Source organism: Solwaraspora sp. WMMB335 (genome assembly GCF_049179075.1).
Classification (GTDB): domain Bacteria; phylum Actinomycetota; class Actinomycetes; order Mycobacteriales; family Micromonosporaceae; genus Micromonospora_E.
Map to the genome: position 1 here is coordinate 1 of NZ_JBMHMF010000002.1, position 19543 is coordinate 19543.

Sequence of the window (19543 nt, forward strand, 5' to 3'; positions counted from 1 at the left end):
ACCGGAGCGCTTTACCTCAACAAGGCTGACGAGATCAGGTCCTACGAGGCAGTCTGGGCTGATCTCGAACGCCGTGCCCTCGACGAAGTCGCGTCGCGGGAAATGATCAGAGTTGCATTGGAGGCACTTGCCAGTGGTCGAACTGACCGGCGCCGTTTGGCGCAAGAGTAGCCGTAGCGGCAACGTCGGCAACTGCGTCGAAGTTGCGACGAACCTGACCGATGTAGTCGCCGTACGGGACAGCAAGGACACGATCGGTCCGGTCCTGACCTTCGCTCTCGCCCAGTGGGCCACCTTCACCCGCCACCTGCCCGCCCGCTGACCCTCGATGGCGGATGCAGGCATCCCTGCCTGCATCCGCCACTTGGTCGACGTGCCTCTGTGGAGCCTGTTCAAGATGATTGACGCCGTTTAGGCTGCAGACGCGGCCAGGTACCCTGCCTGCGTCAGCGTTCGTCACCTCCCGGAACCTGGACAGAGCCTCCGATGAAAGTGAAGGAAAACCGGCCGGTAACCGCGTAAAGGCCCAGCTCAGCAAGTCTGCTCCCCGCGCACGCGGGGATGGTCCCAGCTCGGCGGTGATGAGCTTCGGGTTGTCGATCTGCTCCCCGCGCACGCGGGGATGGTCCCAGGCGCGGCCGTGGGTGTGGGGCGCCCATCTCCTGCTCCCCGCGCACGCGGGGATGGTCCCGTACCGAGCTGCGACGTGGTCGCCACCCCGACCTGCTCCCCGCGCACGCGGGGATGGTCCCCTGTGGACAGCGCTGTGGATGACGCTGGGGAGCTGCTCCCCGCGCACGCGGGGATGGTCCCACGTATGTTTCCGCTGACGGTCACAGGGCATGCTGCTCCCCGCGCACGCGGGGATGGTCCCGGCGTTGCGGTCCGGGCGGTACGGCAGCGGGTCTGCTCCCCGCGCACGCGGGGATGGTCCCCTGCGCGGCCAGGACCTGGGCGACGTCACCGCCTGCTCCCCGCGCACGCGGGGATGGTCCCGGACGGTAACGACGTGGTTAACGTGCATCATCCTGCTCCCCGCGCACGCGGGGATGGTCCCGTGATGCTCGACCGGTTCATCCCGCAGGGCACCTGCTCCCCGCGCACGCGGGGATGGTCCCGGCACGCCCTCATCCGCGAGACGCGTCCCGAACTGCTCCCCGCGCACGCGGGGATGGTCCCAACGGCAGGATCCGGGTGTGGGACCGGGCCGACTGCTCCCCGCGCACGCGGGGATGGTCCCCGGCGGCTCGTCTCCGGCCGGTACACGCTCGCCTGCTCCCCGCGCACGCGGGGATGGTCCCCGCTGATACTGCCCGCTCGCGGTGCCGGCCGTCTGCTCCCCGCGCACGCGGGGATGGTCCCGGATGAAGCCCCGGCCAACCCGGCCGGGGCTTCTGCTCCCCGCGCACGCGGGGATGGTCCCCTGCTCAACAAACACGGATCATCGAAGCGGGTCTGCTCCCCGCGCACGCGGGGATGGTCCCCCGACCTCGAGCGCCGGCCGGCCGGAGCTGTCCTGCTCCCCGCGCACGCGGGGATGGTCCCGCCTCCGGTTCGCCGGTCGACGTCACGTTGGCCTGCTCCCCGCGCACGCGGGGATGGTCCCCGGCTCGCAGGCGTAGGGCCGGCCACCTGGGACTGCTCCCCGCGCACGCGGGGATGGTCCCAGGTGCGCGTCGGGGCACGTCGCGTGGTGCGGCTGCTCCCCGCGCACGCGGGGATGGTCCCCAGGCCGAGCCGGCCGCCACGCCCACCGGCAGCTGCTCCCCGCGCACGCGGGGATGGTCCCCGGCCGGCGACCACGGACACGCCGCCGCCCGCCTGCTCCCCGCGCACGCGGGGATGGTCCTGCGCCAGAAGACCTCGTTGCCGGAGGCGAACACTGCTCCCCGCGCACGCGGGGATGGTCCCCGGGACTCGGTCAACCGGGTTCCGGTGACCGGCTGCTCCCCGCGCACGCGGGGATGGTCCCAACCTAGGTAGTGGTGATGCGTACGCCAGCCACTGCTCCCCGCGCACGCGGGGATGGTCCCAACACATAGGCCGTAGCGCCGTCGACCGTCCCCTGCTCCCCGCGCACGCGGGGATGGTCCCCGGGCCTCCGGAGACGTCGCCCGGCCATAGGCGCTGCTCCCCGCGCACGCGGGGATGGTCCTCGGCCGCGGTCTGCTTGATGAATTGCTCGGTGCTGCTCCCCGCGCACGCGGGGATGGTCCCGCGGCCCGCTGCGACAATCGGGCAGCCGGACCCTGCTCCCCGCGCACGCGGGGATGGTCCCGGGCACGAATCGGGGGTGCACAGTCGGTTCGCCTGCTCCCCGCGCACGCGGGGATGGTCCCGGGTCTCCCGGCGCCACCCTGTTCCTGCACACCTGCTCCCCGCGCACGCGGGGATGGTCCCGGCGAATCGGCCGGGGTGCCGCTGCGTACACCCTGCTCCCCGCGCACGCGGGGATGGTCCCGAGGTGCGCGAGCCCAGCCACGGAAGCATCGCCTGCTCCCCGCGCACGCGGGGATGGTCCCCGTCCGGCACCCATGGCTCTGCTCGCCCACTCCTGCTCCCCGCGCACGCGGGGATGGTCCCGCCGCGCCTGGCCCTACCCCCCGGTAGGCCACCTGCTCCCCGCGCACGCGGGGATGGTCCCGGGACCGTCATGCGGTAGCCGACTCTGTCGGCCTGCTCCCCGCGCACGCGGGGATGGTCCCGTTGCACTCCAGATGCGAGCACCTGACGTTTGCTGCTCCCCGCGCACGCGGGGATGGTCCGCGGCGGGGCAAGGTCTCTCCTGGGTCGGCCCGCTGCTCCCCGCGCACGCGGGGATGGTCCCTACAGTCAGGCATGTGAGTCCAGACATTCAAGCTGCTCCCCGCGCACGCGGGGATGGTCCCGCCGTGCTCAACAGGGTCGTCTGCGCTGACGGCTGCTCCCCGCGCACGCGGGGATGGTCCGTCCGGCGGTGCGGCGCTGCGGGCGTGGCGCCACTGCTCCCCGCGCACGCGGGGATGGTCCCTCCTGGTCCGGATCCAGCGCATCGACCGCGTCCTGCTCCCCGCGCACGCGGGGATGGTCCCTCGCGGTGGATGCTGGCTGACATCGGGCCGGACTGCTCCCCGCGCACGCGGGGATGGTCCCGGCCACTGCGGGTCGCGGTGGTCTCCGGCGACCTGCTCCCCGCGCACGCGGGGATGGTCCCCCCAACACCGGCCGACCGGCCGGCCGCACCTTCTGCTCCCCGCGCACGCGGGGATGGTCCCCGACCGGGTCGCCGACCTGGCCGACCAGATCCCTGCTCCCCGCGCACGCGGGGATGGTCCTCTATTCCCAGCAATGGGACGGAACCATTCCATCTGCTCCCCGCGCACGCGGGGATGGTCCCCGTTTCCAGAATTTTTGATGCCCGCGCGCTGCTCCCCGCGCACGCGGGGATGGTCCGTATGGGCGCACAAGCCCATACACGAAAATCCCCTGCTTCCCGCGCACGCGGGGATGGTCCCCGGACTCCCGAGCAGCAGGCAGCGGGCAGCCCAGGACCACTGCTCCCCGCGCACGCGGGGATGGTCCCGAGTGGAACGGTGCGACCACCGCCGGCGTGAACCGCTCCCCGCACATGCGGGGAGGGTCCCGGCACGGCCTGCCAGAAGCCAAACGCGGCCAGCTAGCCGTGGTCTCCGGGGCGGCATCCTGGTCTGAGGTCAGCGTCCCTGAACGCAGCGGATAGGCCGCTGGGCCGGGTCAGGTGGCGCGGGTTCGAGCTGCGGTGACCGCCAATGTGGTGTACGGCATTGTGAAGCCGCCCCCGATCCTGTCGATGGCGGACCCGACCTCCTCCAGCACCTGTGTCAGCTTGTCCGGCGGAAGCTTCGTGAGACCACCGGTGGTGGGCAGCAGGTCCAGCCACTCGTCGCGGGTGTAGGACTGCTCCCAGTCGAACCGCCACTGCTCCGGTTCGCCGAATCCGCCCGCCTCGCGGATCCCATCGGCGAACTTGGCGAACATCGCCTGGTAGAGGTCCACGCCGTTCCTCGTCGACTGCACAGTGAACGGCGAATCGGGCACCACCCGTCGGTAGATCGCGGCGAAGGCATCCGCCACCCCGGGCGGAGGCTCGAACACATGCGCGAACACCGCCAGGAGCCCACCGGGACGCAGCACCTGCGCGGCCTTGGTGGCACCCGCGACCGGGTGCACCCAGTGCCAGGCCTGCCCCGCGACGACCGCGTCGAAGACTCGGCCGGCGGGATCCCAGTCCTCGAACGTCGCCACCTCGACCTCGACCCCACTGCGGCGTGCGAACTCGGCCATCCGTACGTCCGGATCGACACCCAGCACCGTGCAGTTGGCCGACTGGAACTGCCGGGCTTCGATGCCGGTGCCGCAGCCAACGTCAAGGACGTCCGGTCCGGGGCTGGCGGCGACGATCCGGTCCACCAGGGCGTCGGGATAGCGGGGTCGGGCCCGGTCGTAGCGTTCGGCCTCCGCACCGAACGACTCGGCCACCTGCCTGGCCTGGTGAAGCTCGGGCCGAGACGGACGTGATTGCTCCTGCGGTACCGTGGGCACGCGCCCACCGTAGTGGGCATATGCCCACTCGTCAACGGCGAGCACAAGGAGAGTGCGCGGAATGCCGACCGGGATACAGATCCGGGACGCGCGCAAGCAGCTGCTAGACGCCGCCGAGCGCATCCTGCTGCGGGCCGGGCCGAGCGCGCTGACCAGCCGCGCGGTCACCACCGAGGCGGGCTGCGCCAAGGGCGTGCTGCACAAGCACTTCGCCGATTTCGACGCCTTCCTTGCCGAACTCGTGCGTGACCGCATCGCCCGGATCGAGGACCAGGCCACCGCCCTGCGCAAGTCCGCCGGGACCGGCAGCGTGGCTGACAATCTCACCGACACGCTGACGGACTTGTTCGACCCGGTCGCCGTGGCGATCATCAGCCTGGTCATCTTCCGGGACGAACTGCGCGCCCGGCTACGCCAAGCCAGACCAGCCCATCGCGTCCCGGTCCTGACGGAGGCCAGCGCCATGATCGCCTCCTACCTCACCGCCGAGTGCGAAATGGGCCGCATCGCGGCCGACGCCGACATCGACTCGCTCGCGCTCTCGCTGATCGGGGCAGGGCACCTACTGTTCACCGCCCGGAACGGCACCCCGCCGGACGCTGGAGCTGTCGACAAGGTCGTCACCACCATCGTCGCCGATGTCGTACAACGGCGACTGCTCTGAACGGCCCAGCAGCAAGCCGCTGGATGCAACGTGTTGAGGAACGTCGCACAAGCGCTCGCTGCTGAGCAGTCCTCACCGGATGCGGCGTCCGCCACGCCGTAAACGGCCTTTGCTCCCGTCCGGTGGGCAACCATCATCAACCACCTGCCGCCCACCGTTGACCATCGGTGGCGGACGCAGCCAGGTGCCTTTGCCTCGATCCGCCACCGGGTCGACGTACTCGTGGTCTACCGTGGTGGGATCAGCTGCAGGAAGCAGAACCCGTCCGAGTAGTTGGTACCGGCGTACGTGCCGATCACGCGGATGCAGTGGTTGCGCTGCCACACGTCCAGCTCGCCGTTGCTGAGCACGAAGCGGTGCTTGGCCCAGCCGCGTGCCTGGTCGCGGACGATGCCCGTGTCCTCGGCCTGGATCCCGTCATACCGCCAGCCGGGCGCGACGATCTCACTGCCCGAGTCGTACATGCTGACCTCGGTGACGGTCTGGCCGACCGCGCAGTAGTAGATCATCGTCCAGAAGGTGTAGAGCGGGTCGCCACCGGCCGTCTGCCGGGAGTCCCAGCCTCTGGCGTACCAGCATCCATCGACCTGGCCGGAGACCCTGTCCGGCTTGTTGCCGGCCTCGGCGTTCCTCCGCGCCACGGCGTCCGCCGGCTCGATCTCCACCGAGACGACGGACCTGGCGGGCAGCATCCTGCGGTCGAACGCGGCCCGGTCCGCCGTCGACAACCCGTGGTACGCCGTACTCGGGTCTGCGGCGTTCAGAACCCGCGCCACCACGTCGCTCGCCGCACTGTCTACGCCAGAGCCGAGCGCCGGTTGCGCGACGCCGAGCACCATCACGACAGCCGCGAGTACGGCGACAGCCGGTCTTCGGCCGGCTGCCAGAGTCTTCCTGGGCTTCATCACTTCTCCTTCGGGGCAGTGGGGGAGCGGCACGACTACGTTCACCATCTCCGGATCGATCGCCTGGGATCGATTGCCACGCTACGGGTCGATGGCCCGGTCCACAAAGGGCGAAACTGGCCCGACAGCCGCTACCCGGCATGCCAACATCTGCTGCCTGTACGCCATCTACTGCCGGAGGCGAGTTGGCCAGGTAGCCTGCCAGCATCCGCCACCGTGCCCCTACTGACTCTGGACGAGCCTCCAAATGAAAGTGAACGAAAACCGGCCGGTAACCTCGTAGGAGCCCAGCTCAACAAGTCTGCTCCCCGCGTACGCGGGGATGGTCCCTGTCCGAACTGATCAAGGCGGCGGTGGAGTCCCTGCTCCCCGCGTACGCGGGGATGGTCCCAGTGCGGCGGCGAGTGAGCCGACCGCGTGGTGCTGCTCCCCGCGTACGCGGGGATGGTCCCAACGCGATCGCCACCGTCGACCCGAAACCGGTCTGCTCCCCGCGTACGCGGGGATGGTCCCCTCGCCGTGGCCGGCTGGCTCGTCGACGGCGACTGCTCCCCGCGTACGCGGGGATGGTCCCCAGGGCTTCTGACGCCTGCTGGATGGGCTTTGCTGCTCCCCGCGTACGCGGGGATGGTCCCCGGAAATCGCGCTGCTTCGCCTGGTAGCCGACCTGCTCCCCGCGTACGCGGGGATGGTCCCATCGGTGGCGCCATCTGTCTTGGCGTCGACTCCTGCTCCCCGCGTACGCGGGGATGGTCCCTCTTGCTGGCGAGGTCACGGCTCCGGGTAGCCCTGCTCCCCGCGTACGCGGGGATGGTCCCCAGGGTCAGCAGCCGCGCAGCACCGGCCGCAGCTGCTCCCCGCGTACGCGGGGATGGTCCCGGTGAGCCCGCGGGCCGGGCGGGGCGCCACCCCTGCTCCCCGCGTACGCGGGGATGGTCCCGGCGTTGCGGTCCGGGCGGTACGGCAGCGGGTCTGCTCCCCGCGTACGCGGGGATGGTCCCGTCGTCTGGGGTCGGCGCGAAGACGCGCGGGACTGCTCCCCGCGTACGCGGGGATGGTCCCGTCTTGCGTCTGGGGCAGCAGCTGGGCCTGGTCTGCTCCCCGCGTACGCGGGGATGGTCCCCGGCCGGCGGCTCTACCCGGCACGGCCGCACCCTGCTCCCCGCGTACGCGGGGATGGTCCTGGACCACTACAAAGTCGATGAGATCCGAAACCCTGCTCCCCGCGTACGCGGGGATGGTCCCCCGCGACGATCTCCGAGCCTGCCGCGACCAGGCTGCTCCCCGCGTACGCGGGGATGGTCCCCTCCTCGCCGTGCGCTCGGGCTGCTTGCTGCGCTGCTCCCCGCGTACGCGGGGATGGTCCCGGGTCAGCCCAGCAGCGGCCAGCGCGCCGCACCTGCTCCCCGCGTACGCGGGGATGGTCCCGGGTGCTGGTAACACCCGAGCCGGCCTAAGGACTGCTCCCCGCGTACGCGGGGATGGTCCCTGCGCGCATCACGCCCAATTGCTGACAGGTATCTGCTCCCCGCGTACGCGGGGATGGTCCGTACGGCAGCCAGTCGATTCGCGCCCGGCACGTCTGCTCCCCGCGTACGCGGGGATGGTCCCTCGTTACGGATGCTGACCACCCGGTGGCCTTCCTGCTCCCCGCGTACGCGGGGATGGTCCCCGGGGCACCAGTCTCCCCGGGCCGCCCGCCAACTGCTCCCCGCGTACGCGGGGATGGTCCCGGCCGGCAACCAACCGGGGCTACGGGCCACGACTGCTCCCCGCGTACGCGGGGATGGTCCCATGCGCAACGCCCGCGCGAAGCTGATCGTGTTCTGCTCCCCGCGTACGCGGGGATGGTCCCTTGCGCGGGGTGTGTGCGCGGTGTCATGCGCACTGCTCCCCGCGTACGCGGGGATGGTCCTTACGCGGGCAATGCCCGCCGACACGCCATCGGCTGCTCCCCGCGTACGCGGGGATGGTCCTCCCACGCTGCCGCGGGACCTGGAGGCTAATCCCTGCTCCCCGCGTACGCGGGGATGGTCCCGCCAGGTCGTTCACCGAGTCGGCGCCGTCGCGCTGCTCCCCGCGTACGCGGGGATGGTCCCGCAGCACCGACATCACAGACGAAGCCGAAACCCTGCTCCCCGCGTACGCGGGGATGGTCCCGCGGTGAAGTTGCGGCCGTAGAAGATGGTCAGCTGCTCCCCGCGTACGCGGGGATGGTCCCTGCCATGGATCACCTCGGGCGGTAGGTGTGGACTGCTCCCCGCGTACGCGGGGATGGTCCCAATCTCAGTGTCCGGTGCCGACCGGCACCGCGCTGCTCCCCGCGTACGCGGGGATGGTCCTCGTGGCAGGTCACGATCTACGACCGGGAAGCCCTGCTCCCCGCGTACGCGGGGATGGTCCCCAGCCCCAGGAGCCGAGGTGTGCCGCATCGGCCTGCTCCCCGCGTACGCGGGGATGGTCCGGCGGATGCGGCCTCGCCCCAGAGGTTCTGCAGCTGCTCCCCGCGTACTCGGGGATGGTCCCAGTGAAACGGCAGTCCCCGCCGTGTCACACAACTGCTCCCCGCGTACGCGGGGATGGTCCCGGTGCCGGAGGTCGCCGGGTTCCTGGGCGTGGCTGCTCCCCGCGTACGTGGGGATGGTCCCTAGGGCATGGTGTCCTACCTGTACTACCGCTCCTGCTCCCCGCGTACGCGGGGATGGTCCTCCGCTTACGCTCATGTCGATAATTGCCCGGCCCTGCTCCCCGCGTCCGCGGGGATGGTCCCTGCCAAGTCGGGATGCCGTACTCGTGCACGGTCTGCTCCCCGCGTACGCGGGGATGGTGTCCGCGCATCGAACGCGACCAGCCAGGTGCACTGCCGCTCCCCGCGTACGCGGGAGATGGGTCCTTACCGAGGAGACGGTCTTGGCCGTCGGCAGGCTTACGTTGGCCGCGACCGAGCTGGAGTACCTTCTCGCGGGGATCGGTGCCGGTCAGGCCTACGGCGATTGTGCCGCGATCCGCACTGCTCCGGCGAGCCGTCCCGAGCGGTACGAGGTGTTGCTCGGCTCGCCTCGCTGGACCGCCGTGACGAGTTCATCGGACTGGTCGAGGCTGCCGGGAACTGCCTGCGATGCCGGGACCGGTTGCAGGCGCTGCCTGACGATCTGGACCGCACGCCGTCCGCCCTGCCCTGTCTCGGTAGCAGCCGCGACCACGCCTTGTCGGCGGCATGTGTGGATGCGCTCAGAGGTGCAAACCTGACGTCGACAGTGACGGATCAACGACAGCAGTCTGCTTCGACTGTCGCGCCATCAATCGATGAAGGTGTATGATCTGCTCTTGCGGCCTACTTCATGGGAGCGATTGTGCCGATTGGGCAGGGCGTGCCGGATCCGATTGCGCTAAGGAAAGTTTGGCCGAAGGGATCGCAACTTCTCTCTCGCTGTCGACCACTCACTTATGCGCTTTTCGCGGCGGCCCTGGCCGCAGCACAATTTGCTGCAGCGGAGTTTATTCATGTACGAGACGTAGGAATCGATGACGGAACCTTTGTCGTCGTAAGAGAGAACGGACAGGTGTATCGCATAGCTGGCGGGGCTCCGCTGCACGTCTCCAGTTGGGATGCGTTTGGTGGGCCGCAGCCGACGATGCCAATTTCGGTGGCGCAGCTGAACGCGCTTCCCTATTATCCGGCGGATGGCACGTTCATTGTTGGTGGTCAGACTGATCAGATTTTTCGGGTTGCTGGTGGGGCTCCGTTGTATGTGTCTAGTTGGGTGCCGTTTGGTGGGCCGCAGCCGACTGTCGTTGTTGACCAGGATGCGATTGATAATGCTGGAAGTGGTGGTGCTGGCAGTCCGTGGAGCCATCTTAGCCTCAATCCGTGGACCTGCCTGGTTGGGTGATGTCCGAATCACAGTATGGATGCAGTGAGAGTGCCCTCTGAGCTGGGATGATCGGGTTTGTCTAGAACACGATCGATTTCCAGTCAGGAAGGCACTCTCGGTGCAAGGATCTCATGCTTGGCGTGGCGACAGCGCGGTCTTCGACGAGGAGAATCTCGTGTCGCACGCCGGACTCGTACCGCTGATGGCGTTGGCCGAACAAGCCGGGCTGTCTCGGCTGCTCGATGAGCATGTGCGGTTCACCAGTGAGCGGGTCAAGTCCGGGGCGGCCAACCCGACGCCGAAGCTACTGTCGATCATCGCCGGGATGGCTGCCGGGGCTGACAGCATCGACGACCTGGACGTGATCCGCGCTGGCGGGATGAAGAAACTCTTCCGCGCGGTGTATGCCTGCGCCACGTTGGGGATCCTGTTGCGGGAGTTCACGTTCGGCCATGTTCGCCAACTCGGCGCGGTGCTGCGCACGTCGTTGATCGCGTTGGCCGGGCGGACCACGGTCCTGGCCGGAATCACCGAACGCGCATTCATAGACATCGACTCGCTGCTGCGGCCGGTCTACAGCAAAGCCAAGCAGGGCGCCTCATTCGGCCACACGAAGATCTCAGGCAAGAACGTGCTGCGGCGCGGGCTGTCCCCGTTGGCGGTCACGATCTCCACACCGCAAGCGGCACCGGTGCTGGCCGGGGTCCGCCTGCGCGCGGGTAGGGCCGGGTCGGCACGAGGCGCGACGACCATGGTCGTCGAAGCGATCAACACCGCGATCGAGGCGGGAGCCGACCCGGCCACCATCGTGGTCCGCGGCGACTCGGCGTTCTGCTCGGGCAAGACCATCGCCGCGATCGTCAAAGCCGGAGCCACGTTCTCATTCACTATCGCCCGCAATCCCGCCGTCGACGCCGCGGTCGCGAGCATCCCCGACGATGCGTACACTCCGGTGCAGTACCCCGGCGCTGTCACCGACCCCGACACCGGCGAACTGATCTCCCACGCCCACGTGGCCGAGATCGAGTACACCGCCTTCGCCGGCACCCCATACGAAATCACCGCCTGGCTGGTCGTACGGCGGGTCCTTGACGCCAACACCCAGGACCCGCTGTTCCCGGTCTGGCGTCACCACCCGTTCTTCACCAACAACGTCGAGCCCGTCGCCCAAGCCGACATCACCCACCGCGCCCACGCCATCTGCGAACAGGTCTGGGCTGACCTCATCGACGGACCCTGGGCCCACCAGCCCTCCGGCTCATTCGCCGCCAACGCCGCCTGGAGCGTGCTCGCCGCGATCACCCACAACCTGCTCCGCGCCGCGGGCACGCTCACCGCCACCACCCGCCACGCCGTCGCCCGCGGCGCCACCCTCCGCCGCGAACTGGTCAACGTTCCCGCCCGCCTGGCCCGCCCACAACGCCGCCCCGTGCTGCACCTACCCGCCCACTGGCCCAAAGCCCAAGCCTGGCAACACCTCTGGATGGCCGTCTTCACAACCTGAACACCCATCCCGGCACCACGAGCACCTGACCAGCACCGCGAAACCCCCACGCCGCCACGATCGCAACAACCGAGGGAAGCTGGCAGTCAGGCCAGCAGATCCGACACGCCCCCATCCACCACCCGCCAGACATAATCGTCAAGTGTCGATGACTGCCGTCAAGTCCTATCGAGTCCACGGATTGAGGCTTAGCCGCGGCTGTCCCGCCTCAACCGTCCCACCGAGGCCCCGACAGACAGGAGCGGGCGTGGCCGATGCGTTGACTGGGTGCCGGGTGCTGATCACCGGCGGCACCGGTTCCTTCGGGCGGACGATGGCCCGCTATCTGCTCGACACGAGCATCGCCGAGGTGCGTGTCCTCAGCCGCGACGAGGCGAAGCAGGACACGATGCGCCGCGCGTTCGACGACGGCCGGTTGCGTTTCCAGCTGGGTGACGTACGGGACCCGGACACGGTCCGTCGAGCCTGCCGTGACATGGACTTCGTCTTCCACGCCGCCGCGCTCAAACAGGTGCCCTCCGGGGAGTTCTTTCCCCTGGAGGCGGTCCGGACCAACGTCCTCGGTAGTGCGGCCGTCATCGAGGCCGCCGAACGGACCGGGGTGCGCACCGTGGTGACACTCAGTACCGACAAGGCCGTCTACCCGGTGAGCGCGATGGGCATGTCCAAGGCGCTGATGGAAAAGCTCGTCCAGTCGTACGTGTACGACCGGCGGCCGAACGGCCCGGTCGTGTCGTGCGTGCGTTACGGGAACGTGCTCTACTCGCGCGGCTCGGTCCTTCCGCTGTTCGTCGAGCAGATCCGGCAGGGCCGGCCGCTCACCGTCACAGATCCGCGGATGACCCGCTTCCTGATGTCGCTGCCCGACGCGGTGGACCTCGTCGCCAGGGCCTTCACCCAGGCCCAACCGGGCGACATCTTCATCCGTAAGGCGCCTGCCTGTACGGTCGCCGATCTGGCCGAAGCGGTCTGTACGGTGTTCGAGGTGGCGCCGAAGACCGACGTCATCGGCGTTCGGCACGGCGAGAAGACCGCGGAGACCCTGGCGACCGCCCACGAGCTCGCCCGTGCCGACGATCTCGGCGAGGTCCTGCGGGTGCCGGCGGACACCCGAGGGCTGAACTACCACAGTGACCTGCCGGCCGGCGTCGGCCCGGGCGGTGATCGTGGCGGCGGCGACTTCACCTCCGACACCGCGACCCGGTTGACCGTCGCCCAGCTGGTCGAGTTGCTGGGCAACCTGCCGGAGATCAGGTCCGAGGTGGGCGCCGGGGAACTGGTGATGGTCGGATGAGCCACCGGCTCGTGCTGACCGGCGGCAACGGGTTCCTCGGCTGGCACCTGCGGGTGCTCTGCCGGGCACTCGGCTGGCCGGAGCCGGCGGTGATCGGTCGTGCCGAACTGGCCGATCCGCTGCGCGTCGCGGACAAGCTCACCGGCGCGGATCGACTGGTGCACCTCGCCGGGGTGAACCGGGGCACGCCCGATCAGGTCGCGGTCGGTAACGTCGCGCTGGCCAGGGCCGTCGCCGAAGGGCTGCGTCGCTGCCAACGACCACCACAGCAGGTGGCGTTCGCCAACTCGATCCAGGCGGGCAACGGTACGCCGTACGGTGACTCCAAGGCGGCGGCTGCGGCCCTGCTGGCCGAGGCCAGCCCACGCCCCGACGCTTTCATCGATCTGCTCCTGCCCAATCTGTTCGGCGAGCATGGACGGCCGGACTACAACTCGGTGGTCGCGACGTTCTGCCGCCGGTTGGCCGACGACGTCTCACCACAGATCCGCGACGATCGGCCGCTGGACCTGGTCCACGCGGGTGACGCCGCGGCCGCGCTCGCCGGAGCTCCGACCGGCGACACCTGGTCGACCGCGCTGTCCGCCCGGCGGATCTCGGTCGGTCAGCTCGCCGGACTGCTCGGTCGGTTCGCCACCGACTACCGTGGCGGGGAGATCCCGGCACTGGCGGACCGGTTCGAGACCCAGCTGTTCAACACCTACCGGTCGCACGTGTTTCCGCAGGCGTATCCGATGCCGCTGATCCGCCGTGGCGACCACCGGGGTGATCTGGTCGAGGTCGTGCGCGTGCACGGTGGCGGTGGCGGTGGCCAGGTCTTCTGCTCCACCACCCGGCCCGGTGCCAGCCGCGGCGAGCACTTCCATCTCGCCAAGATCGAGCGGTTCGCGGTGCTCGCCGGCAGCGGCGAGATCCGGCTGCGGCGGGTGGCCAGCCGCGAGACGGCACGTTTCCCGGTCAGCGGCGAGCGACCGGTCGTGGTCGACATGCCCACCATGTGGGCGCACCACATCGTCAACACCGGGAACGACGACCTGGTCACGTTGTTCTGGGCCGACCAGGTCTTCGATCCGGCCCGCCCGGACACCTATCCGGAGCTGGTGGAGCCGCCGCAGGTGCGGATCGGGTCCCCGGCGCCGACGGGTGCGCCGGTGGTGACCCGGTGACCCGGATCGCGGCGGAGGGTCTGCGGATCGGCGTCGTCTCGCAGTGGTACCCGCCGGAGCCGGCGTTCATCCCGGGCAGCCTGGCCACCGAGCTGACCGCTCGCGGGCACGAGGTCCGGGTGCTCACCGGCTACCCCAACTATCCGCAGGGCACGGTCTATCCCGGCTACCGGCAGTCCTGGCGGCACCGGCACACCGATGGGCGGTTGTCGGTGCGCCGGGTGCCGCTCTACCCCAGCCACGACGCGTCGGCGGCACGTCGGGCGGCGACGTTTGTATCCTTCGCCGCGAGCAGCGTCCTCGCCGCGCCACGGTATCTGGCCGACATCGACGTGCTCTATGTCTACCTGCCGCCGGGCACCGCGTACGCGGCGGCGGCCGTGCTGCGTCTGTTGCGTCGTGTCCCGGTGGTGCTGCACGTGCAGGACGTGTGGCCGGAGTCGGTGACGGCGTCGCCGCTGTGCCCTGGGGGGCTGACCGGCCGCGTGGCTGACGCCGCGCTGGCCCGGTTGATGCGTGCGGTCTACCGCTCCGCCGACCGGGTCGTCGTGATCGCGCCCGGCGCCCGCGACCTGGTAGCGGCCCGGGGCGCGGACCGACGACGGGTGCAGGTGGTGTTGAACTGGACCGACGAGAGGCTGTTCAGACCGGTGCCGGCGACCAGTCGGGCCCGCGATCAGGTCCGGGCGGGTGGGCGGAGCCGTTGCACCATCATGTACGCGGGAAATCTCGGTGTCTTCCAGGGCGTAGACGAGGCCGTTCGGGCCGCTGCCGCGATGGCGGGCAAGGTCGATCTGGTACTGGTCGGTTCCGGCGTCGCGGCACACTCGGCCCGGTCCCTGGCCGAGGAACTGGGCGCCGGCAACGTGCGGTTTCTGGGGCAGCGCCCGCCCGAGGAGATGGCCGAACTGGCCGCCGCCGCCGATTACCAGTTGGTGACCCTGCGGGACCTGCCGGTGTTGCGTGGGGTCATCCCGTCGAAGCTGCAGGCGGCGCTCGCCTGCGGGGTACCGGTGATCGCGGCGGCCGCCGGGGACACCGCGCGATTCGTGCGCCGTACCGGGGTGGGCTGGAGTTGCCCACCCGGGGACTGGCGCGCGATCGCCGACGCGTTCAGCGCCGCCGCGGCGGCCGGCGACACCGAACGGGCGCGGTTGGCCGTGCGTGCCCGGCGGACGTACGAGCTCGAGATGTCGCTGGCGGGCGGGGTGGACCGGATCGAGCAGTTGCTGCTGGAGGCGGCCCACCGGCGGGCGGTGGCCCGATGAGGAGCACCCGGGTGATGACCGTCGTCGGCACCCGGCCGGAGATCATCCGGCTGTCCGAAGTCGTCCGCCGGCTCGACGCCACCGTGGACCATGTGCTGGTGCACACCGGGCAGAACTGGGATCCCCAGCTGTCCGACGTGTTCTTCACCGAGCTGGCGTTGCGCGCACCGGACCGGTTCCTGCGGGTGGACACCCGCTCGCTTGGCCGGGTCTTCGCCGACGTCCTCGTCGGCGTCGAGGAGGCGATCCGCGCCCACCGGCCGGATGCTCTGCTGGTGCTCGGCGACACCAACAGTTGCATCGCCGCGCTGATCGCCCGCCGGATGCGGGTGCCGGTCTACCACATGGAGGCGGGCAACCGGTGCTTCGACCTGAACGTCCCGGAGGAGACCAACCGTCGGCTGGTCGACCACGTCAGCGACTTCAACCTGGTCTACACCGAGCACGCCCGGCGCAACCTGCTCGCCGAGGGTCTGCATCCGCGGCGCATCCTGCTGACCGGTTCGCCGATGCGGGAGGTGCTCGACCGGCACCGGGAGGCGATCGCCGCCGCCCGCGTGCTGACCCACCTGGGCCTGCATCCCGGCGAGTACTTCGTGGTCAGCGCGCACCGGGAGGAAAACGTCGACGATCCGGCCCGGCTGGCCCGACTGCTGGACTGCCTGCGGGCGGTCCACCAGCGCTGGCGCCTGCCGGTGCTGGTCTCCACACATCCGCGCACCCGTAAGCGGATCGACGCCGCCGGGTTGGCACCCGACGCACTGTCCGGTGTCGTCTTCCATGAACCGTTCGGCTTCTTCGACTACGTACACCTGCAGCGCCGGGCCCGGTGCACGCTGTCGGACAGCGGCACCGTCAGTGAGGAGGCGTCGATCGTCGGTTTTCCCGCGGTCACCCTGCGTGAGTCGATCGAGCGGCCGGAGGCATTGGAGGTGGGCGGGATCGTGATGACCGGTCTCGATCCGGTCGGGGTGGTCGAGGCGGTGAGCACCGTCACCGCGCAGGTGTCGGTGGCCGGCGTGCCCTGCCCGGCCGACTACCAGATACCGGACACCTCACGTCGGGTGGTCGACTTCATCCTGTCGACCGTGCGTCGCCACCACCAGTGGGCGGGGATCCGGGCGTGACCTTGGTGCTCGACACGGCCGGTGGCGCCGGCGGCGGTGCCGCCAGATGGCGGGCCGAACTCGACCGGCACCTGCGACGCGCCGGTGCCGGTCGCCGGTGCGGGGCGGTCGACCAGGTGACGGTGATCGGTCGGGGACGGCGAATCACCCCGGGCTGGCTGCTGCGTCGCGAGTCACTGGCCCGCCGGGCCCGCACCACGATCGCGGCCAACAACGTCTCATTCCTGGTCAGCGGCGGTCGGCGGGTGGTTCTGGCCCGCAACGCCCTGCACTTTCTCTACCCGGACGAGTCCCATCTGGCCACTCGTCTACCGCCGGCGTGGCGGGCCCAGATCCCGGTGGTGCGCCGATCGCTGGAGCGGGCCGACGTGATCGTCGTGCCCTGCAGCCCGATGGCCGAGCGGGTGGTCTTCCACCGGCCGGCGCTGGCTGCCCGGATCGTCGTCCGCCCACATCCGGTCACCGCGGTGCCGCGTCGCGGCTCGGCCGAGCGCGCGCTGCTGGTGCCGGTGGTGCCGGGTCCGTACAAGAACCTCACCACGGAACTGCGGTCGCTGGTGGCGGTGCTGGCCGGAATGGCCGATCCACCCCTGGTACGGGTCACCGCGAGCCGTACCCAGTTGCCGCCGGATCTGGCCGACCACCCGTTGCTGCGCGTGCTCGGGCCGTTGCCCTCCGAGGAGATGACGGACCATTGGGCCACCGCCACCGGGATCTTCTACCCGTGCGTGGTGGAGTCGTTCGGCTATCCGCTGGCGGAGGCACGCGCCGGCGGTGTCGCCGTGATCGCTCCGGACGGCGCGCAGGCCCGCGAGATCGCCGGCGGGGCGCTGCGGCCGTACCGTCCGGCGGATCCGCGCACGCTGCGGGAGGCGGTGATCCGGCTGAGTGAACCGGTGGTGCCGGATCCGGACCCATTTTCCCCGGCCGACTACTTCGACTGGCTACTGGACGGGGCGGCGGGATGACCGCCGTCGCGACGGAAAACGCGTCGGTGCCGGCCGGCGTCGGCCGGCACCGACGGGCACCGGCCGGCTGGCTGCGCCGGTTTCCGGTCACCATCGGACTGACCGTGCAGTACGTGCCGTTCGCGGTGGTGCCGGCGGTGCTGTCCGGCAACCCGCACCGGTGGTTCGTCATCCAGTTGACCGGACTGGCGGTGCTGGCCGCGTTCGGTGTGGAGGTGGCGCTGGCCCGGCTGCACCGGCCGGGACCACAGTGGGTGGCCCGACTCACCGGCCCGGTCGGCCGGGACCGTCGGCTCGCCCGGGGCGCCCGACTCGTCGCCGCGGTGGCTCTGGGCACCAACCTGCTCGGCACCCTGGTCGGGATGAACTCGTACCGGGTCGCGATCGACGCGGTGTCGCGGTCAACGGTCGAACCGCTGCTCACCCCGTTTCGGGCCTGGCCGTTGATCGCGGTGGTGCTGATCAGCTGTGCCTGGCGGGCGGGAGTGTTGCCGGTGCGGGCCGCGCTCGGCTGGCTCGCCGCCCTGGCCGCCAGCGTGCTGCTCAACGTCACGGTGGCGGGGATGTTCGCGCCCGCGTTCGAGTTCTTCACCGGCGCCGCCGCCTGCCTGCTGCTCCTCGGGCTGGTCCGGGTCCGCACGGTGCTGGCGGTGGTGCTGGCCGGTCTGCTCCTGTGGCCGATGGCGATCACGGTGCGCAACGAGGTCCGGATGGCCGCCGGAGCGGTCCAGTACCGCGACTACGACGCGTACGGCCGGTTGCGGCTGGACACGCTGATCGGATCGGCGGCCGGGCATCCGGTGCCGATCGACGTGGGACAGCCGGATTTGCTGACCATGGCCAGGTACGCGGTGCTGCCCCGGATGCTGGACCGCGACCGGCCGCAGGTGAGCACCGGCCGGCTGCTCGACACGTTCCGGGGTGGTTCGGGGCAGTCGTCGTACACGTTCCTGTCGGTGGGCAACCTGTGGCTGCTCACCGGGCCGGCCGGGATGATGCTGTTCTTCGCGGTCGTCGCCGCTTATCTCGGGCTGTTGCTGGCGACCCGGTCGGGGCCGTTCAAACTGGCCGCCGCCGTGCTGGTCATCGAGGACCTGGTGCTGGTCGGGATGATGTATCCGGACAGCATCGCCGGTCACCTGCAGGCGTTGGTCGCGCTCGGCGCCGCGTACCTGGTGGTGCGGTTGGCCGGCGGTGCCCGGCGGGCGGACCGCGGTTCACCCACGGACCGCGGTCGGCGGACCGCGTCGGTCGGTCCCGGCGATTCGACTACCGACGTACGCCCTATCTGATACAAATTGTCCGTATAGTAGATGTCGATGAGAGTGAGTGGTCCGTGCTGTCCCACGAGCCCAGCGTGCCTGCCGGCCCGTCGCTGTCCGGGCTGGTCCTGCTCGGCACCTCCGGGCACGCCCGCGAGATCCTCGCCATCGCGGAAGCCGCCGGCGATTACAAGATCATCGGCTGCACCGGTCCCCGGCGTGATGCCGATTTGGCCGTCCTACCGGTGCCATGGCTGGGTGACGACGGGTGGTGGCAGCAGCAGGCGTCGCCCGGGCCGCGGTACCTGATCGGCATCGGAGCCGGACCGGTCCGGGCCCGGGTCGACGCCCGGCTGCGCGCGGTACCGGCCCGGCTGGTCCATCCGGCCGCCGTCGTGTGCCGTGGCGCCGACCTCGGACCCGGCACCGTGCTGTGGCCGGGCGCGATCCTGATGAGCGACGTGCGCACCGGACGGCACGTGCACGTCGACGCCAACGCCTCGGTCGGGCACGACACCGTCCTCGACGACTACGCCACCCTGCTGCCGGCCAGCACGGTGGCCGGTGGTGCCCGCATCGGCTGCGCCGCCACCATCGGAGCCGGCGCCACCGTGATCGACGGGATCTCGGTCGGTGCCGGCGCGGTGGTCGGTGCCGGCGCGACCGTCATCCACGACGTACCGCCGCAGATCGTGGTCGCCGGTGTGCCGGCCCGCCCGCTGACCGGCACCCGTTGACCGAACTGTGAGGTCCCATGTCCGCCACCGCGCTGATCACCGGGATCACCGGCCAGGACGGCAGCTACCTGGCCGAGTTCCTGCTCGCCCGCGGCTACACGGTGCACGGGTTGAAGCGACGCTCGTCGAGCTTCAACACCGACCGGGTCGACCGCATCGACGTGCATCCCCGCGACCCGGACGCGCGCCTGTTCCTGCACTATGGTGACCTGA

14 protein-coding genes and 2 CRISPR repeat arrays are annotated in these 19543 nt (G+C 70.3%); of the genes, 12 read left to right on the forward strand and 2 right to left on the reverse strand.

The window, feature by feature from the left end; genetic code table 11:
* The first annotated feature begins 133 nt into the window (after window positions 1-133).
* Window positions 134-322, forward strand: a complete 189-nt coding sequence (locus ACN27F_RS34295; RefSeq protein WP_421439867.1) for a DUF397 domain-containing protein — start codon at window positions 134-136, stop codon at window positions 320-322.
* 218 nt (window positions 323-540) lie between these two features.
* A CRISPR array of direct repeats spans window positions 541-3623; the repeat unit is 29 nt; unit sequence CTGCTCCCCGCGCACGCGGGGATGGTCCC.
* Window positions 3624-3732: 109 nt separating this feature from the next.
* Here ACN27F_RS34295 and ACN27F_RS34300 read toward each other — a convergent pair.
* The gene (locus tag ACN27F_RS34300; RefSeq protein WP_421439869.1) at window positions 3733-4560 is read right to left on the reverse strand and encodes a class I SAM-dependent methyltransferase; all 828 of its coding nucleotides are present in this window, start codon (window positions 4558-4560) and stop codon (window positions 3733-3735) included.
* Between the two features lie 61 nt (window positions 4561-4621).
* On the opposite strand from ACN27F_RS34300, the gene ACN27F_RS34305 reads away from it, so the two are divergent.
* Window positions 4622-5224: a TetR/AcrR family transcriptional regulator gene (locus ACN27F_RS34305; RefSeq protein ID WP_421430465.1), complete on the forward strand. Its 603-nt coding sequence runs from the start codon at window positions 4622-4624 to the stop codon at window positions 5222-5224.
* A 227-nt stretch (window positions 5225-5451) separates the two neighbouring features.
* On the opposite strand, the gene ACN27F_RS34310 is transcribed toward ACN27F_RS34305, so the two are convergent.
* On the reverse strand, window positions 5452-6129 hold the full coding sequence (locus ACN27F_RS34310; RefSeq protein ID WP_421430466.1) for a hypothetical protein: 678 nt from the start codon (window positions 6127-6129) through the stop codon (window positions 5452-5454).
* A gap of 301 nt (window positions 6130-6430) precedes the next feature.
* Window positions 6431-8960: direct repeats of the CRISPR family, unit length 29 nt; unit sequence CTGCTCCCCGCGTACGCGGGGATGGTCCC.
* A gap of 510 nt (window positions 8961-9470) precedes the next feature.
* Between ACN27F_RS34310 and ACN27F_RS34315 the strand changes: the two genes are divergently transcribed.
* The 10 genes from ACN27F_RS34315 to ACN27F_RS34360 all read left to right on the forward strand — a co-directional run.
* On the forward strand, window positions 9471-10022 hold the full coding sequence (locus ACN27F_RS34315; protein WP_421430467.1) for a hypothetical protein: 552 nt from the start codon (window positions 9471-9473) through the stop codon (window positions 10020-10022).
* 100 nt (window positions 10023-10122) lie between these two features.
* A complete protein-coding gene (locus ACN27F_RS34320; RefSeq protein ID WP_421430468.1) occupies window positions 10123-11508 on the forward strand; it encodes an IS1380 family transposase in 1386 nt (461 codons plus the stop codon).
* 247 nt (window positions 11509-11755) lie between these two features.
* Entirely contained in the window at window positions 11756-12802 is a 1047-nt protein-coding gene (locus tag ACN27F_RS34325) for a polysaccharide biosynthesis protein (protein ID WP_421430602.1), read from the forward strand.
* Window positions 12799-13968 carry an NAD-dependent epimerase/dehydratase family protein gene (locus ACN27F_RS34330; RefSeq protein WP_421430603.1) on the forward strand — a complete coding sequence of 390 codons (1170 nt, stop codon included), beginning with the start codon at window positions 12799-12801 and terminating at the stop codon, window positions 13966-13968. Before ACN27F_RS34325 ends, ACN27F_RS34330 begins: the two co-directional genes overlap by 4 nt.
* Window positions 13969-13988: 20 nt before the next feature.
* On the forward strand, window positions 13989-15236 hold the full coding sequence (locus ACN27F_RS34335; RefSeq protein ID WP_421439877.1) for a glycosyltransferase family 4 protein: 1248 nt from the start codon (window positions 13989-13991) through the stop codon (window positions 15234-15236).
* The gene (gene wecB, locus ACN27F_RS34340) at window positions 15233-16363 is read left to right on the forward strand and encodes a non-hydrolyzing UDP-N-acetylglucosamine 2-epimerase (RefSeq protein ID WP_421430604.1); all 1131 of its coding nucleotides are present in this window, start codon (window positions 15233-15235) and stop codon (window positions 16361-16363) included. Before ACN27F_RS34335 ends, wecB begins: the two co-directional genes overlap by 4 nt.
* Complete coding sequence (locus ACN27F_RS34345) at window positions 16360-17331, forward strand: hypothetical protein (protein ID WP_421430605.1); 972 nt, start codon at window positions 16360-16362, stop codon at window positions 17329-17331. Before wecB ends, ACN27F_RS34345 begins: the two co-directional genes overlap by 4 nt.
* A complete protein-coding gene (locus ACN27F_RS34350; protein WP_421430606.1) occupies window positions 17328-18623 on the forward strand; it encodes a hypothetical protein in 1296 nt (431 codons plus the stop codon). The genes ACN27F_RS34345 and ACN27F_RS34350 overlap by 4 nt, the downstream gene beginning before the upstream one ends.
* Before the next feature lie 65 nt (window positions 18624-18688).
* On the forward strand, window positions 18689-19330 hold the full coding sequence (locus tag ACN27F_RS34355) for a NeuD/PglB/VioB family sugar acetyltransferase (RefSeq protein WP_421430607.1): 642 nt from the start codon (window positions 18689-18691) through the stop codon (window positions 19328-19330).
* A 17-nt stretch (window positions 19331-19347) separates the two neighbouring features.
* Window positions 19348-19543, forward strand: a 196-nt coding sequence (locus tag ACN27F_RS34360) for a GDP-mannose 4,6-dehydratase (protein WP_421440626.1), incomplete at its 3' end; no start/stop codon positions are given.

Coding starts and splice junctions, on each gene's coding strand:
- ACN27F_RS34305 (WP_421430465.1), top strand. CDS start 4,622: ATGCCGACCGGGATACAGATCCGGGACGCGCGCAAGCAGCTGCTAGAC.
- ACN27F_RS34310 (WP_421430466.1), bottom strand. CDS start 6,129: ATGAAGCCCAGGAAGACTCTGGCAGCCGGCCGAAGACCGGCTGTCGCC.
- ACN27F_RS34315 (WP_421430467.1), top strand. CDS start 9,471: ATGGGAGCGATTGTGCCGATTGGGCAGGGCGTGCCGGATCCGATTGCG.
- ACN27F_RS34330 (WP_421430603.1), top strand. CDS start 12,799: ATGAGCCACCGGCTCGTGCTGACCGGCGGCAACGGGTTCCTCGGCTGG.
- wecB (WP_421430604.1), top strand. CDS start 15,233: ATGAGGAGCACCCGGGTGATGACCGTCGTCGGCACCCGGCCGGAGATC.
- ACN27F_RS34350 (WP_421430606.1), top strand. CDS start 17,328: ATGACCGCCGTCGCGACGGAAAACGCGTCGGTGCCGGCCGGCGTCGGC.